This window comes from Mycobacterium sp. IDUB_9, assembly GCF_055419505.1.
Window position 1 is genome coordinate 1 of the sequence record NZ_JBVAXU010000007.1, and the last position, 15281, is coordinate 15281.

The window sequence follows — 15281 nt, forward strand, 5'->3', positions numbered from 1 at the left end:
GGGTACACCGTCGACGGCCGCTCGCCATTGGGCTTGTTCACCGTGACATCGGCCAGATAATTCAAGATCTTGGTACCCCGATCCGCCGGCGTGTGCGCGGTCAGAAGCTGCGGACGGTCGTCGATGAACGAGGTGGTGACCCGACCAGCGGCGAAATCGACGTCCTCCAACACGGCCTGCAGGAACGGAATGTTCGTCGATACGCCGCGAATGCGGAACTCTGCCAAGGCGCGACGTGCGCGCCGCACGGCCACACCGAAGTCCCGGCCCCGGCAGGTGAGCTTCACCAACATGGAGTCGAAATGCGCCGAGATCTCAGCACCGACATTGGTGCCGCCGTCCAGACGTACACCAGCTCCCCCGGGCGAGCGATAGCCGGCGATCCGCCCGGTGTCCGGCCGAAAGCCGTTTGCCGGGTCCTCGGTGGTGATCCGGCATTGCATAGCAAACCCGCGCACCGTCAACTCGTCCTGAGCCAAACCCAATTCCGAAAGCGTTTCGCCACCGGCGATTCGCAGCTGACTCGCCACCAGGTCGACATCGGTGATCTCTTCGGTCACCGTGTGCTCCACCTGGATGCGCGGGTTCATCTCGATGAACACGTGGCGCCCGCGCGCGTCGAGCAGGAACTCCACGGTGCCGGCGCACGAGTAGCCGATCTCACGGGCGAACGCCACCGCATCGGTGCAGATCCGTTCCCGTAGAGCAGGATCCAGGTTCGGCGCCGGCGCCAGCTCGATCACCTTCTGATGCCGCCGCTGCACACTGCAATCCCGCTCGAACAGGTGCATCACATTGCCCTGCGTATCGGCCAGGATCTGCACCTCGATATGGCGCGGATCGAGCACAGCCTGCTCGAGGAATACCGTCGGATCCCCGAACGCTGACTCGGCTTCCCGTGACGCGGCTTCGATGGCCTCGGGCAGCACCTGCGGCTCGGCGACCCGCCGCATGCCACGCCCACCGCCACCGGCAACCGCCTTGACGAACAACGGAAATTCCATGCCGCTCGCCGCTGCAACCAGTTCGTCCACCGAAGCAGACGGCTCCGACGACGCCAAGACCGGTAGACCCGCGGCCCGAGCTGCCGCAATCGCGCGCGCCTTGTTGCCCGTCAACTCCAGAACCCGTGACGGCGGACCGACAAAAGTTATCCCGGCCTCCGCGCAGGCGGCCGCCAGTTCCGGGTTCTCCGACAAGAACCCGTAGCCCGGATACACCGCGTCCGCGCCCGAATACTTTGCCACGCGGACGATCTCGTCCACCGACAGGTACGCCCGTACCGGATGGCCGATCTCGCCGATCTGATACGACTCGTCGGCCTTCAGCCGATGCAATGAATTGCGATCCTCATACGGATACACCGCCACCGTCGCGATGCCCATCTCGTAGGCAGCGCGAAACGCACGGATCGCGATCTCGCCACGATTGGCGACCAGAACCTTGGAGATCACGAGAGCGCGCGCTGCGGCTGTCCGCTGTAGTCACTGAGCGGCCGGATCAAGGCGTTCGACGCGGCCTGCTCCATGATGTGGGCAGTCCAGCCGGTGATCCGACTCATCACGAAAAGCGGCGTGAAGCTTGGGATGTCGAAGCCCATCAGGTAATAGGCCGGCCCGGTTGGGAAGTCCAGGTTCGGCTTGATCTTGGTGGCCGCGAACATCGCGCTCTCCAGCACGCTGTAGATGTCCAGCCACCGCTGGCCATCGCGCACCGCCGCAATGTGCTGCAGCGCGGCCTTCATGGTGGGGACCCGGGAGTCACCGTTCTTGTACACCCGATGCCCGAATCCCATCACCTTGTCTTTGCGGGACAGCTTGCCGTGCAGCCACTCCGCAGCGCGGTCGGCCGAGCCGATCTCGAGCATGTCGTGCATCACCGCCTCGTTGGCACCACCGTGCAGCGACCCCTTCAAGGCGCCGATGGCAGCCGTCACCGCGCTGTAGATGTCCGATTGGGTCGAGGTGACGACCCGTGCCGCGAACGTGGACGCGTTGAAGCTGTGCTCGGCGTAGAGAACCATCGACTGCTCGAAAGCGTTGACGATCGCCGGGTCCGGCACGTCGCCGAAGCACATGTTGAGGAAGTTCTCCGAGTAGCCCATGTGGCTGTGCGGGGCAATCGGTTCCAGCCCGCGACGCCTGCGCATATCGGCCGCGACGATGGTGGGCAGAACCGCGAACATCCGCAGCGACTTGGCGAAGTTGGCCGAGGGGCTGCTGTCGTCCTCTTCCGGGTCCTCGGCACCCAGGTAGCTGATCGCGGTACGTACCACATCCATCGGATGGCAGTTGTCCGGCAGCTTGGCCAACAGTGACTGCATCGAGCGGTCGATGCGGCGCGAGGCGCGCTCCCGCTGGGTGAACAATGCCAGTTCCTGATCGCTAGGCAGTTCGCCGTGCCACAGCAGGTAGGCCACCTGCTCGAAGCTGCAGTGGGCGGCAAGGGCCTGCACCGGGTACCCGCGGTAGGTCAGCGTGTTCGTCTCGGGCACCACCTTGGAGATGGCGGTGGTGTCGACCACCACCCCCGCCAGGCCCTTGTGGATCTTCGGCGTGTCGGCGGCGCCGTTCGCGGTAATAGTCACTGCGTCGCCCCTTGCAGCGAGAAGTTGTAGATATCGGAGTCGAACTGGTTGTAGTCGGTGTAACGCAGCAACTCGTAGAGCCGGCTGCGATGTTGCATCTGATCCACAAGGCCGGATTGTGTTCCTGCCGAGGAAATCTCGCGGAGCCCGACCTCGACCGCGTGCATGGCCAACCGCAGGGTGGTGACCGGGTAGATCACGATGTTGTAGCCGATCTCGGACAACTGCCCCGCAGTGAGTAGCTCGGATTTGCCGAACTCGGTCATGTTCGCCAACAGGGGCACATCGACCGCCTCACGGAACTGCTCGAAATCTGCCGGGGTGTGCAGTGCCTCGGTGAAGATCAGGTCCGCACCGGCGTCGGCGTAGGCCTTGGCCCGGTCGATGGCCGCGGAGATTCCTTCGATACCCGCGGCGTCGGTACGGGCACAGATGATGAAGTTCGGATCTCTGCGCGCCGCGACGGCCGCCCGCAGACGCTTGACCATCTCCGAGGTCTCGACCACGGCCTTACCGTCGAGATGGCCGCACCGCTTGGGGTTCACCTGGTCTTCGAGGTGAAGACCGGCCACGCCGGCATCCTCGAGTAGCGTCACGGTGCGGGCCGCACTCATCGGCTCCCCGAACCCGGTGTCGGCGTCGATGAAGGTCGGAAGTTCGGTGGCCGAGGCGATCTGGGCGCCTCGACTCGCCACTTCGGTCAGCGTGGTCAAGCCGATGTCCGGCAGGCCCAGGTCGGCGGACAGCACCGCACCGGATACATAGACGCCGTCGAAGCCGATCTCGGCGACGAGCTTGGCGACCAGTGGTGAGAACGCGCCGGGAAAGCGCAGGAGACGACCAGACTCCAACCCGCGGCGGAACTTTTGGCGCTTCTCCGAGGCCGGTGTGGCCGAGCCGAGCAACCCGCTCATCGGTGCTGTCCTCTCTTCGCGCAAGCGCTCATCGGAAAATCCCCGAGGGGACCGTCGGCGCCTTGTCCAACACCCGCGGATCGACCCGGACATTGAGCGCACCGAGCCCACCCGACTTGGTCGCCGAGACGTTCTCCACGGCAGACAGGAACCGTTGCTGTTCTTCGGCTTCCACGACACCTTCGGCCAGCTCGGCGAACTTGGCGACATATTGCGCACGCTCGAAGGGACGCGCTCCGAGCGGATGAGCGTCGGCGACCGCGAGCTCGTCGACGATGGTCTCACCGCTCTTGAGGGTGATGACGGCCTTGGCGCCGAATGCTTTTTGGGCCGGGTCGTTCGAGTGGTAGCGCCGCGTCCACTCCGGGTCTTCGACAGTGGAGATCTTGCGCCACAGCTCGACGGTGTCGGGCCGGTGCGCCCGCTCCGGCGCGTAAGACGTTTCGTGGTGCCATGTTCCGTCCTGCAGCGCGACGGCGAAGATGTACATCACCGAGTGATCGAGCGTTTCGCGGGAAGCATCGGGATCGAACTTCTGCGGATCATTGGATCCGGTACCGATCACGACGTGGGTGTGGTGGCTGGTGTGCAGCACGATGGTGGCGATCTGGTCCAGGTCACCGATTCGCCCCCGCATCCGGCGGGCCAGGTCGATCGGCGCCTGACTCTGGTACTCCGCCGAGTGTTCCTTGGTGTAGGTGTCCAGGATGGCGCGCTTGGGCTCGCCCGGTGCCGGCAGCGGCACCTGGTAGGTGTGGTCCGGGCCCGACAGCAGCCAGGCGATCACCCCGTCCTCGCCTTCCCAGATCGGGGCGGGCGATCCCTCACCGCGCATCGCACGGTCGACGGCCTCGATGGCCACCTTGCCTGCCCATGCCGGGGCGTAGGCCTTCCAGCTCGAGATCAGCCCCTTCCGCGATTGGCGGGTGGCGGTGGTCAGGTGCAGGGCCTGACCGATTGCGGCGTAGATGGTTTCGGGGTCCAGCCGCAGCATGGTGCCCAAACCGGCGGCCACCGACGGTCCCAGGTGGGCAACGTGGTCGATCTTGTGCTCGTGCAGGCAGATTCCCTTGACCAGGTCGACCTGTACCTCGTAGGCGGTGGCGATACCGCGGATCAGGTCGGCACCGTTCACCCCGAGCTGCTGGGCCACGGCGACCAGTGCGGGGATGTTGTCACCCGGATGGGAGTACTCGGCGGCCAGGAAGGTGTCGTGGAAGTCCAGTTCGCGGACGGCGACGCCGTTGGCCCACGCCGCCCATTCGGGTGAGACCGCGCCGTCGACGCCGAACACTCCTGCGCCCCTCGGTGTCTTGTGCGCGAGCGCCTGGGCACGGGCCACCGTCACCGGCCGGCGAATCACCGACGCGGCCGACACGGCGGCGTTGTCGATGATCCGGTTGATCACCATCGCCTCGGTCTCGGGCGGTACCGGTACCGGGTCGGCGGCGATCTCGGCGATCTTCCAGGCCAAGTGTTCGCTACGCGGGAAGTCCTCGGCGCTGCGCCGTGTTCTGACGTCATGTTCAAGCATGATCCGCACGGTACGCAGATGCGACCACCGGGGAAACCACCTGTAAATGCGTATTTTTGTGTCCTTTGAACCCCACTTTTGCGAATGTTGTGAAACCCGATCGAGGTAGCCTCGTCAGCGGTGACCAAGACATTCGCCGGCGCCCGTCTGCGACGGCTACGCGACGAGAGAGGCCTGACGCAGGTCGCGCTCGCGCGCGCCCTGGGACTGTCGACCAGCTACGTCAACCAGCTGGAGAACGATCAGCGCCCGATCACGGTCCCGGTGTTGTTGGCCCTGTCCGACCGCTTCGATCTGCCGACTCACTACTTCGCCCCCGATGCCGACGCGCGGCTGGTATCGGACTTGCGCGAAATCCTGACGGACAGCGCCACCACCGCGCAGATCGAGGAGCTTGTCGCACGGATGCCCGAGGTCGGTCAGACCATGGTGAACATGCATCGCCGTCTGCACGATGCCACCGCCGAACTGGAGGCCGTGCACGGTCGGGCCAACCTGGATGCGCAGGCGGGCGCGCAGCAGCCCATGCCTTTCGAGGAGGTGCGCGACTTCTTCTACGACCGACGAAACTACATCGACGCGCTCGACCGCGCCGCCGAGGAGCTGTTCGCCCGTCACCGCCTCCAGATTGGCGGGCTCGACCGGCAACTGGCCGACTTGCTGGCAGGCGAGTTCGGCATCTCCGTCGTAGTAGACGACGGAGATGTGTTGGGTTCCAGCGTGAAACGCCGGTACCAGCCCGAAGCCGGCACGCTCCACGTGGCGCGATGGTTGCTGCCCGGCCAGCGCGCATTCCAACTCGCCACCCAGATCGCTTTGTTGCTGCACTCTGAACTGATCAACTCCATCGTGTCCACCGATGACCAATTGAGCTCGGAAGCAAGGGATGTCGCACGGATCGGGCTGGCCAATTATTTCGCCGGCGCCCTGCTGCTCCCCTACCGGATGTTCCTGTCCGCCGCCGAGGAGTTGCGCTACGACATCGACCAACTTGCCCGGCGTTTCGAGATGGGATTCGAGACGATCTGCCATCGGCTGTCCACTCTGCAGCGGCCGGAGGCCCGCGGCGTCCCGTTCATCTTCGTCCGTACCGACAGCGCAGGAAACATTTCGAAGCGTCAGTCCGCCACGGCCTTTCACTTTTCCCGGGTGGGCGGAAACTGTCCGCTATGGGTGGTGCATCAGGCGTTCTCCCGTCCCGGCGAGTTCCTGACCCAGGTCGCTCAGATGCCTGACGGCCGGAGCTATTTCTGGATCGCGAGAACCTCCGCGTCGGCACCGAGCCGGCACCTGGGTACCCCCAAGAGTTTCGCCATCGGGCTCGGCTGCGATCTGAGCCATGCCGACAAGCTCGTCTATTCGGTGGGCATCGATCTGGCCGATCCCGAAGCCACAGTGCCCATCGGAGCGGGTTGCCGGATATGCGACCGACCGGCCTGCCCACAGCGGGCATTCCCATATATGGGGCGGCCGGTCCATGTCGACCCACAGACCAGCAGCAATCTGCCCTACTCCCCGACCACGTAGGGGTCGACGCAGCCGCGTTGCGCGCGGAGCCGAGCGGGTGTGCAATCCCCGAGGTCAATGCGGGAGAATGGTCCGGTGGACTGCGTTGTGGCACGTGAGGCGCTTTCGGCACGCCTCGATGGGGAGCGTGAGCCGGTCCCCTCTGCACGCGTAGACGAGCATCTCAGCGATTGCCCGGAGTGCGCCACCTGGTACGAGCGGGCCGGAGTTCAAGCCCTGCAATTACGCGATCTGGCCAACACCGGGCTGATCGGCGCCGTGGGCGGACACCCTCACCGCGGGGCGGGCGCCGTGAGCGGGCTGTGGCAACGGCTGAGCCCCCACCTGCGGACCATCGCGATCGTCGTCATCGGGGTAGCCCAAGTGGGTTTGGCGATCGTTCAAGCGGCAGGCATCAATTTCGGGATGGTCGGCGCACATCACGGCTCGGCCAGCGGGGCTCATTTGCTCAACGAGTCCACGGCGTGGTCGGCGGCGCTGGGGATCGCGACGGTTGCCATGGCGTTCCGCCGGCGCATCGCGCCCGGTCTGGCCTGCGTGCTCGTGATCTACTGCGGATTCCTGACCTATTACGTGGTGTCGGATGCGCTGGCGGGGCAGGTGACACCGGTGCGCGTCCTGAGTCATGTTCCCGTGGCGTTGGCTGCCGTCGTCTCGATGTGGGCTTCGCGCACCACGCGTCCGCACGACCCGTCGCCCAGGGCACACGGTGCGGATGACGAATCGGGCCCGGCCGAGCCGAACCGTCGTCATCTCCGCGCAGCCGATGACCCAGCCGCCTGAGCGGCTTACAACATCACGCCGAACATGATCGCCATCCCTGCGGCCATCATCGCCCGGCACAACGTTCCGAAATGCGAGGACGCCGGAGTTTCGGACCGCTGGCGGCCCGCGAAGTAGCGGTACAGCCACACGGCGGCGGCGATCACGAAACCGATTGTCAACAACCAGTTGATCGCAGGGATCCAGAGCGGCGGCTGCACCGAGACATGTTCCACGGCCATCGCCGTGCCGCCATGGTGCCCGGCCGGATGCATCGCAGACATGTCGTGGCTGCCCTCGCCGACCGTTTCGGTATGGCGCCCAATCACATTGCCGTCCATGACGGCATACATCCAGGCCATCGCCAGCATCATCGCGGCGTGATAACCGTCGACCAGGTGGTCATGTTTCGTCCCGGACCTCACCGATCCGGCCACGAACCAGACCGCCGCGGCGACGAAGAAGAACATCGGCCCCTGCGTCGGCAGCTCGGCCCCACGCGGCCAGGCCATCACCACCATTGCGATGGCCATCGCCAAGTGGAGCAGCCGGCTCACCGCAGCGCTCGGACGGCCACGAGAACCCGCCAACGCGTAGGTGCACTCGAACGCACTCAGGGCGAACAAACCCGTCACCACCCAGCGGAGTGCAAGATCGGCGATCATTCCGGGTCCTGTCTACAAGAGTGTCGGGGTGCGGTCATCCTCTGTTGGTCGCAGATGCGGGCGCCAAAGTTCCCGCACCCGTCAGCACTACGACACGTTGTCGTAGAATCGCATGGCCGCGACGTTTCGTTCGTTTCCGCGGCGGAAGGCCGGTTCGACTATGGCGCGTGTGCGCATGTCCGCTGCGGCCGGGGTGTGGCGGGAACGCCTGACACTGCTCGGCATCGTCGCAGGTTGCACTGTGGTGCTGTTCATGTGCGCCTCGCAGCTGGGTGCACAGCGGCTGGACGCGGCGGGGATCGCCGATCCGGGAACCGTCACCAGCGCAGCTCGCTTGCTCGGACACTGGGCCGGCATCCTGGCGGGCGCGGTGTGCGTCGGGGCTCTCGTCTGGATTGTGACGACGGCGACACCTCGCGACGACGGGCGAATCGACGCGGCGTCCTTTTCAGCGCATCTGCTCGTCGAACGCATCGCCATCGTCTGGGCCTGCTGCGCCGCGGCGATGGTCGTCGTCTCGGCGTCGGCCGACGCGGGTATTCCCGTCGGCCGCCTCGTCTCCGGTCCCGGCCTCGGCAGCACCATCGCCGCCTCTGAGGCCGCTCGCGGGTGGTGCGTAGCGACGTTGTGTGCGCTGGCACTGGCCGTCGGCGTCCGTTTCACTCTCCGCTGGGTCGGGCATTGCGTGGCCCTCCTGCCGGCGTTGGTCGGAGTGGTCGCAGTGCCTGTGACCGGCAATGCCGGGCAGGGGCCGGACCATGACATCGCCACCAGCGCGGTGATCGTCTTCTCGGTGGCCGTCGCGGTTTGGGCCGGAACGAAAATCGTGTCCGCCGGATTGCCGGACGTCGTGTTTCGACGCCGGGTCCAGGTGCTACAGCTGGCATGTGGGTCAGTAGCCATCATCTACGGCGCCCTCCTCGCCACGCTGATGTTGGGCGGGTTGCCGATCCTGGGATCGGCCTACGGGCGGGCCGTGGTGGTCGCGGGGGTGCTGCTGGCACTGGTCTGGGTTGGCGACGGGGTGCTGCTGGTGACGCGCGGTGCCCGGTCGCGGCTGCTCAATACTGTGTCCGCGGCCGCGATGGTCATCGTCACCGCCGCGGTGGCGCTCGCCGCGAGCAGTGTCCCGCCACGATTCACGGTCCACGAATTCTCAACGTGGGACGTCTTTTTGGGCTACCAGCTCGATTCACCGCCGAATGTGGTCAGCCTGATGACGGCGTGGCGGTTCGACCCGCTGATCGGAACGGCAGCCATCGTGCTCGCACTCGGCTATCTCCTCGCCGCGACACTGCTGCGGCGACGTGGCGACCACTGGCCGGTGGGACGCACGATCGCCTGGTCACTGGGTTGCGCGGCCCTGTTGATCACCACGAGTTCGGGTGTGCGTGCCTACGGATCGGCGATGTTCAGCGTGCACATGGGTGAACACATGGCCCTGAACATGTTCGTACCGGTACTGCTGGTACTCGGCGCACCCGTCACCCTCGCTCTACGGGTCCTGCCCGCCGCACCGAAAGGCGGGGCACCGGGGCCCCGCGAGTGGCTGGTGTGGCTCGTGCATGCACCGGTGACACGGTTCGTGTCGCACCCGGTGACGGCGTTCATACTGTTCGTCGGCTCTCTGTACCTCGTCTACTTCACGCCGCTTTTCGACACCTTGATCCGGTATCACTGGGGCCACGAGTTCATGAGCGTGCATTTCCTGCTGACCGGCTACCTGTACTACTGGGGAATCATCGGCATCGACCCGGGACCGCGGCGCCTCCCCTTCCTGGGGCGTCTCGGGCTCCTGTTCGCCGTGATGCCGTTCCACGCCTTCTTCGGCATCGCCACCATGACGATGACATCATCTCTGGGCGAGAGCTTCTACCGATCCGTCAATCTGCCTTGGTTGCAGAGCATCTCGGATGACCAACACCTGGGCGGCGCCATCGCGTGGGGTTCGAGCGAGCTGCCGGTGATCATCGTGGTGATCGCCCTGGTGACCCAATGGGCCCGCCAGGACCGCCGAGCCGGAGAGCGGGAGGACCGCCACAGCGACCGCGGGTACGACGACGAACTCGACGCCTACAACGCGATGCTCAGCGAGCTCGCCCGTAACCGTCGGTGAAGCGCGTCCGGACCGATCCGACCCGGATTGCGGCGATGGCTGGGTTATTCGGCGGTGTCAGAACCGCACGTGCAGTTGCTCCCGCAGTTGCAGTTCTCGCACGTACAGTTCGGGTTGTCGCACTTCGTCGACTCGGCTGTTTCATTGCTGGTCATGCATGTGAGATTACGCCCAAGGGTTGCTGATCAGGCCGCAACGGAACTAATCCCGCTGTGTTCCCGACCAATCAGTGGACACCCCAACGGTCGATGTCAGGCGGTCAAATACATTGATGAGCGAGGTATCTCGGTGACTTCGAGGCAGATCACCGGCACTGTCGAGACCGAACTGCGGGCTATTGAGCGCCGAGTGTTCGAAGACGTCTGGATCAGCACCACGCGCGCCCGTGCCCTGGCCGCACTTGCCGCAGTGCTGGCGGTGCTGGCCCTGACGCTGCGGGCGACCGGCGAAGCCGCTGCCGGCGTTACCCGCAACGGGCACTGGATATCTCTGGTCGCTGTTTCGCTGTTTGCTTTCGCGGCATCGGTATCGGCATTCGCTCTGCTGCGTCGCCGATTTCGATGGTGCTGTATGGCGATGTGTGCGTCAGCTCTGGCCACCGTGGACGGCGCCGGAGCGTTCTGGTGGCATCACACCGCACATACCGCTTCCTGGATTCCGGCGGCTCTGGGCACGCTCACCGTTGCGGCACTGACTGCCGGCTGGCTGGGCGTGTGCCTGGCGCCACTGGCCTCGTCTCAGCCGGATATGCGCGCGGCCGGCAACTGAGCATCACCGAACGTGTTCGGTTGGACCGTCCCGTAATTGCGTAACCGCAGGCTGTTCGACACGACCAGGAAAGATGACACCGCCATCGCCGCGCCGGCGATCAACGGATTCAGCAGGCCCGCCGCGGCGATCGGAATAGCCGCGATGTTGTATCCGAAGGCCCAGATCATGTTGACCCGGATGGTGCGCATTGTCGCCCGGGCCAGGCCCAACGCCTGCGGAACCGAATCGAGATTGTCACGGACCAGGATGATGTCGGCCGCGCCGATGGCCACATCGGTCCCCCGGCCGATGGCCAGGCCCAGGTCAGCACAAGCCAACGCGGGGCCGTCGTTGATCCCGTCGCCGACCATGGCCACCACCCGGCCCTGATCGCGCAGCTTCTCGATCGCGCCGACCTTGTCCTCCGGCAGTACCTCGGCGACCACATCGTCGATGCCGACCGCTGCGCCGATCGCGGCGGCGGTCGCGGCGTTGTCACCCGTCAACAGCATGGTCTTCATGCCCTCGGCATGAAGTTGCGCGATGGCACCGGCCGCCGACTCCTTGACGGCGTCGGCGACGCAGATGGCACCGCAGACCGTGTCGCCGGCGGCGACGAATACGACTGTCTGACCTTGTGACTCGCCCACTTTGCGGGCCGCGGCAAGATCGGCGGGAATCACCCGATCCCGGGACACCCAGGCCGGGCGGCCGACGACGACCGCCACACCGTCCACGGAACCCGCCACGCCGTGGCCGGCGAACGCTCGGAAGTCCTGCACCGCGGCGACCTCACGTTCCCCGATGGCGGTGACGATCGCATGGGCCACGGGGTGTTCGGATGCCGACTCGACCGCCGCCGCATGCCCGAGAACCTCGTCCTGGCTCCAGCCGTCGGCCGCGACGACGGTGATGACCTGCGGCTGTCCGGTGGTCAGGGTGCCCGTCTTGTCGAATACGACGGTGTCGACTGCGCGAATCGCCTCCAGGGCGCGGTGTCCCTTGAGGAAGATCCCGAGCTGAGCGCCTCGGCCGGAGGCCACCATCATCGCGGTCGGGGTCGCCAGTCCCAGTGCGCACGGGCACGCGATCACCAGGACGGCCAAGGCGGCCGATACCGCTCGGTTGACATCGCCATCGACCAACAGCCAACCGATCGCGGTGACTGCCGCGATCACCAGCACACACGGCACGAACACCGCGGCGATGCGGTCGGCCAGTCGCTGCGCGTCAGCCTTCTGCGCCTGCGCCTGCTCGACCAGGCGGACCATCCCGGCGAACCGGGTGTCGGGTCCCACCGCGGCAGCCTCGACGATCAGGCGGCCATCGAGCACCACGGTGCCGCCCACGACGCTCGAACCTTCGCGTGTCTGTAGCGGTTTCGACTCTCCGGTCATCGCGCTGACATCGACCGCGGCCGCCCCGCTCACCACAAGACCGTCGGCGGCGATGGCCTCACCGGGGCGAACGACGAAACGCTGGCCCTCCTTGAGCTCGTCGGCGGGCAGCACGAGTTCACTGCCATCCGCAAGCAGCACGGTCACCGACTTGGCGCCGAGCGCTGCGAGCGCCCGCAGCGCTCCCCCGGCGCGCGAGCGAGCCCGGGCCTCGAAGTAGCGGCCGGCAAGCACGAAAACCGTGACACCCGCGGCGACTTCGAGGTAAATCGCGTCGCTTCCGAGCAGTGCCTGCCAGATGCCCGCAGCGTGATAGGTCTGGTGGTCGAAGAAGATCGTGTACATGGACCACACGGTGGCGGCCGTGACGCCGATGGAGATCAACGTCTCCATGGTGGAGGTTCCGTGCCGGGCGTTGCGAAGCGCGCTGCGGTGGAACGGCCATGCCGCCCACGTCACGATCGGCGCCGCCAACGCGGTGAGCACCCACTGCCACCCGGCGAATCTGGTGTCGGGCACCACCGCAAACATCACCGACAGATCGGCGAGGGGGATGAACAGCACGGCGGCGATCGCCAGCCGGCGGAGCAGGCTGCGGGCATGGTCGGCATCGGGGTCGACGTCGGTCGTGGAGCGCTCGGTCCGGGGGGCCGCTTGATAGCCGGCCCGCTCGATGACGGCACACAGCTGCTCGACTCCGACGTCCGCGGTGGCTTCGACGCTGGCGACGCGTGTGGCGAAGTTCACTGACGCCCGCACCCCGTCGACCTTGTTGAGTTTGTTCTCCACGCGGGCAGCGCAGGCCCCGCACGACATTCCGGTGACGTCGAGCGCAATGCGCTGAGTCGCCTCTTTGTCGGGGACAGTTGCTGTTGTCACCACTACTCCCAATTGCTCACTCACCACGTCGGTGGCCTACGTCAGCGACATACGTCACCAGATATCTAGTCGGTCCGGGCCGATGCCGAGTTCCCGGGCGTCATCGAATAATGTCGATGGCTGTGACTACCGAACGCAGCGAGGATCACGTTACGCGGTTGGCCTTCGCCGCCGGCCGCGGTGATTCGGCGGCGCTCGAGCAATTCATCCGGGCCACTCAGACCGATGTCTGGCGAACCGTCGCCTACCTGGGCGATTCCGGGTCGGCCGACGACCTGACGCAAGAGACATTCATGCGCGCCATCACGGCGCTGCCCCGGTTCAGTGGCCGGTCATCGGCCCGTACCTGGCTGCTGTCGATAGCTCGGCGCGTCGTGGTCGACCAGATTCGCCACAAGCAGAGCCGGCCGCGCACCCAGCACGGAGTCGACGTCGAGCAGGTCCTCGACAGCTACCGCCCGGTCGGTGGCTTCGAGAAGATGGTGGAGATTCGTCTCCTTTTGGACGGACTGGACCCCGACCGTCGACACGCGCTGTTGCTGACCCAGGTCCTCGGCCTGTCCTATGCCGAAGCGGCCGAGGTCTGTGGCTGCCCTGTCGGCACCATTCGTTCACGCGTGGCACGAGCCCGCGAAGATCTGATTGCAGCATCCGAACGGGACGATCTGACCGGCTAGGGCCGCTGCTCCTGTCTGCGATGTTGCCGCCACCCGATCATGGCGTCGACGACCACGAACGCGACCAGGCTTGCCCCCAGCAACGGGATGAACCAGCCGACGGCGGCCGCCACGAGAACCACGGCCACTGCCGCGCCGGGCGGCAGTCCGGTCAGGACACCACGACGTGCCGCACTACCCACCGGGCGGCCCCCGGCAATGGGGCGGCGATGCCACCACAGCAGGTAGCCGCGAACAATCACGGTGACCAACGCGACCGCAAGGCCCAGCAGCAGGAGCTGGTTGGCCACCCCGAACAAAAGTCCCATGTGCAGCTGGATGCCCCACGCGGAAAGCTTTGCCGCCAACGGCCAGTCGGCGAACCACGAAGTGTCGGTGATTCGCCCGGTTGCGCCGTCGACAGCCACCGCGTTGTTGGACATCACCCACGGCTGTCGCGTCTGCGCCACGGTGAATGCGGTATCGGCGCGGGCGGGAATGCCGACCTCGACCTTGCCGCCGACACCGGCATCGCGGGCAGCCTCCAGCACCCGGTCGAGGTCACCCACCATGGGTGCGGTGTCCTGGGGAGCCGCAGCCGCAGCGGGGGCACTCTGATGCCCTTCATGACCGGACATTTCTGCAGGCGGGCCGTGAATGGCTGTCGACACGGACGGTGTCGTCCATGACAGTGCGGCGCGCACAGCGGTGACGTTGTCACCGGCGAACCGGGACCACGTCAGGCCCGTCGCCGACAGGAACAGCAGCCCGACGGCGATCCAGATCCCCACCGCCCCATGCCAGTTCAGTATCCGCACCCGGCCCCGGGCAGAGCGGTCGAGCGTCAGCAGTCTGGGCTTCGAGTCATCCTGCCGCGGCCTTCGCCGGTATCGGCCCCACCACAGGAACACCCCGGCGAGCGCGATCAACCACAGCCACGACGCCGCGAGTTCGCTGTACAACCGACCCGGTTCGCCCAGGTGCAGGCTTCGGTGCAACTGATCGATCCAGGTCCGCAGCGGCAGCGCACCGCTGCTTCCGTAGACCGTCAGTTCCCCGCGCGAGGCCGCTGTCACCGGGTCGATGAAGACGGCATGACGCTCGGACTCAGCCAATGACGGATCATCGAACATCACCCGGGTGGTCTCGCCGGGCCCGGTCGCTGGACGTACCGCGGTAACCGGAAGGTCGGGCCGTTCGGCCTGCGCGGCCCGAACCTGATCGGCGACCGGCAGCATGTCACCGATGCTGGCCGATTGAAGCTGATCGCGATAGGCGAACTGCTCGATGGTGGGTGCGATTGCGTACAGCCCACCGCTGATCGCGGCAATCAGCAGGAAGGGCCCGACGAAGATCCCCGCGTAGAAGTGCAGGCGCAGCAAGAACGCACGGTAGGGCGCGGTCCCCACCGGTGGCGGATTCGACGCCGCTGGCCCCGTTGGCGTCGGGGTTTCATCTGTGGTTGTCGACGGGTTCTCGCCCATGGCTCCTCAG

12 protein-coding genes are annotated in these 15281 nt (G+C 66.1%); 5 read left to right on the forward strand and 7 right to left on the reverse strand.

Features of this window, described 5'->3' with window-relative positions; genetic code table 11:
* From ACZY08_RS24665 to prpD, 4 genes are all read right to left on the reverse strand, one after another.
* Window positions 1-1454, reverse strand: a 1454-nt coding sequence (locus tag ACZY08_RS24665; RefSeq protein ID WP_463747246.1) for an ATP-binding protein, incomplete at its 3' end; no start/stop codon positions are given.
* Window positions 1451-2587: a bifunctional 2-methylcitrate synthase/citrate synthase gene (locus ACZY08_RS24670; protein ID WP_463747247.1), complete on the reverse strand. Its 1137-nt coding sequence runs from the start codon at window positions 2585-2587 to the stop codon at window positions 1451-1453. The genes ACZY08_RS24670 and ACZY08_RS24665, both read right to left, overlap by 4 nt.
* On the reverse strand, window positions 2584-3501 hold the full coding sequence (gene prpB / locus ACZY08_RS24675; RefSeq protein ID WP_463747248.1) for a methylisocitrate lyase: 918 nt from the start codon (window positions 3499-3501) through the stop codon (window positions 2584-2586). The genes ACZY08_RS24670 and prpB overlap by 4 nt, the downstream gene beginning before the upstream one ends.
* A gap of 28 nt (window positions 3502-3529) precedes the next feature.
* On the reverse strand, window positions 3530-5035 hold the full coding sequence (gene prpD, locus ACZY08_RS24680) for a 2-methylcitrate dehydratase PrpD (protein ID WP_463747249.1): 1506 nt from the start codon (window positions 5033-5035) through the stop codon (window positions 3530-3532).
* A gap of 120 nt (window positions 5036-5155) precedes the next feature.
* Here prpD and ACZY08_RS24685 point away from each other — a divergent pair, with 120 nt between their 5' ends.
* Entirely contained in the window at window positions 5156-6562 is a 1407-nt protein-coding gene (locus ACZY08_RS24685) for a short-chain fatty acyl-CoA regulator family protein (RefSeq protein ID WP_463747250.1), read from the forward strand.
* A 75-nt stretch (window positions 6563-6637) separates the two neighbouring features.
* Window positions 6638-7345, forward strand: a complete 708-nt coding sequence (locus ACZY08_RS24690; RefSeq protein WP_463747251.1) for a DUF2275 domain-containing protein — start codon at window positions 6638-6640, stop codon at window positions 7343-7345.
* A gap of 5 nt (window positions 7346-7350) precedes the next feature.
* Here the strand turns inward: ACZY08_RS24690 and ACZY08_RS24695 are convergent, their stop codons facing one another.
* Entirely contained in the window at window positions 7351-7989 is a 639-nt protein-coding gene (locus tag ACZY08_RS24695; RefSeq protein ID WP_463747252.1) for a DUF5134 domain-containing protein, read from the reverse strand.
* Between the two features lie 160 nt (window positions 7990-8149).
* Between ACZY08_RS24695 and ACZY08_RS24700 the strand changes: the two genes are divergently transcribed.
* Both ACZY08_RS24700 and ACZY08_RS24705 read left to right on the forward strand, forming a co-directional pair.
* Entirely contained in the window at window positions 8150-10105 is a 1956-nt protein-coding gene (locus ACZY08_RS24700) for a cytochrome c oxidase assembly protein (protein ID WP_463747253.1), read from the forward strand.
* A 288-nt stretch (window positions 10106-10393) separates the two neighbouring features.
* Complete coding sequence (locus tag ACZY08_RS24705) at window positions 10394-10873, forward strand: hypothetical protein (RefSeq protein ID WP_463747254.1); 480 nt, start codon at window positions 10394-10396, stop codon at window positions 10871-10873.
* Here the strand turns inward: ACZY08_RS24705 and ACZY08_RS24710 are convergent.
* Window positions 10843-13131: a heavy metal translocating P-type ATPase gene (locus tag ACZY08_RS24710; RefSeq protein WP_463747255.1), complete on the reverse strand. Its 2289-nt coding sequence runs from the start codon at window positions 13129-13131 to the stop codon at window positions 10843-10845. The two genes, ACZY08_RS24705 and ACZY08_RS24710, sit on opposite strands and share 31 nt — an antisense overlap.
* A 110-nt stretch (window positions 13132-13241) precedes the next feature.
* Between ACZY08_RS24710 and sigC the strand changes: the two genes are divergently transcribed.
* Window positions 13242-13808 carry an RNA polymerase sigma factor SigC gene (gene sigC, locus ACZY08_RS24715; protein ID WP_463747256.1) on the forward strand — a complete coding sequence of 189 codons (567 nt, stop codon included), beginning with the start codon at window positions 13242-13244 and terminating at the stop codon, window positions 13806-13808.
* Here sigC and ACZY08_RS24720 read toward each other — a convergent pair.
* Window positions 13805-15271, reverse strand: coding sequence for a PepSY-associated TM helix domain-containing protein (locus tag ACZY08_RS24720; protein ID WP_463747257.1), 1467 nt, complete (start codon window positions 15269-15271; stop codon window positions 13805-13807). The two genes, sigC and ACZY08_RS24720, sit on opposite strands and share 4 nt — an antisense overlap.
* Window positions 15272-15281 lie beyond the last annotated feature (10 nt).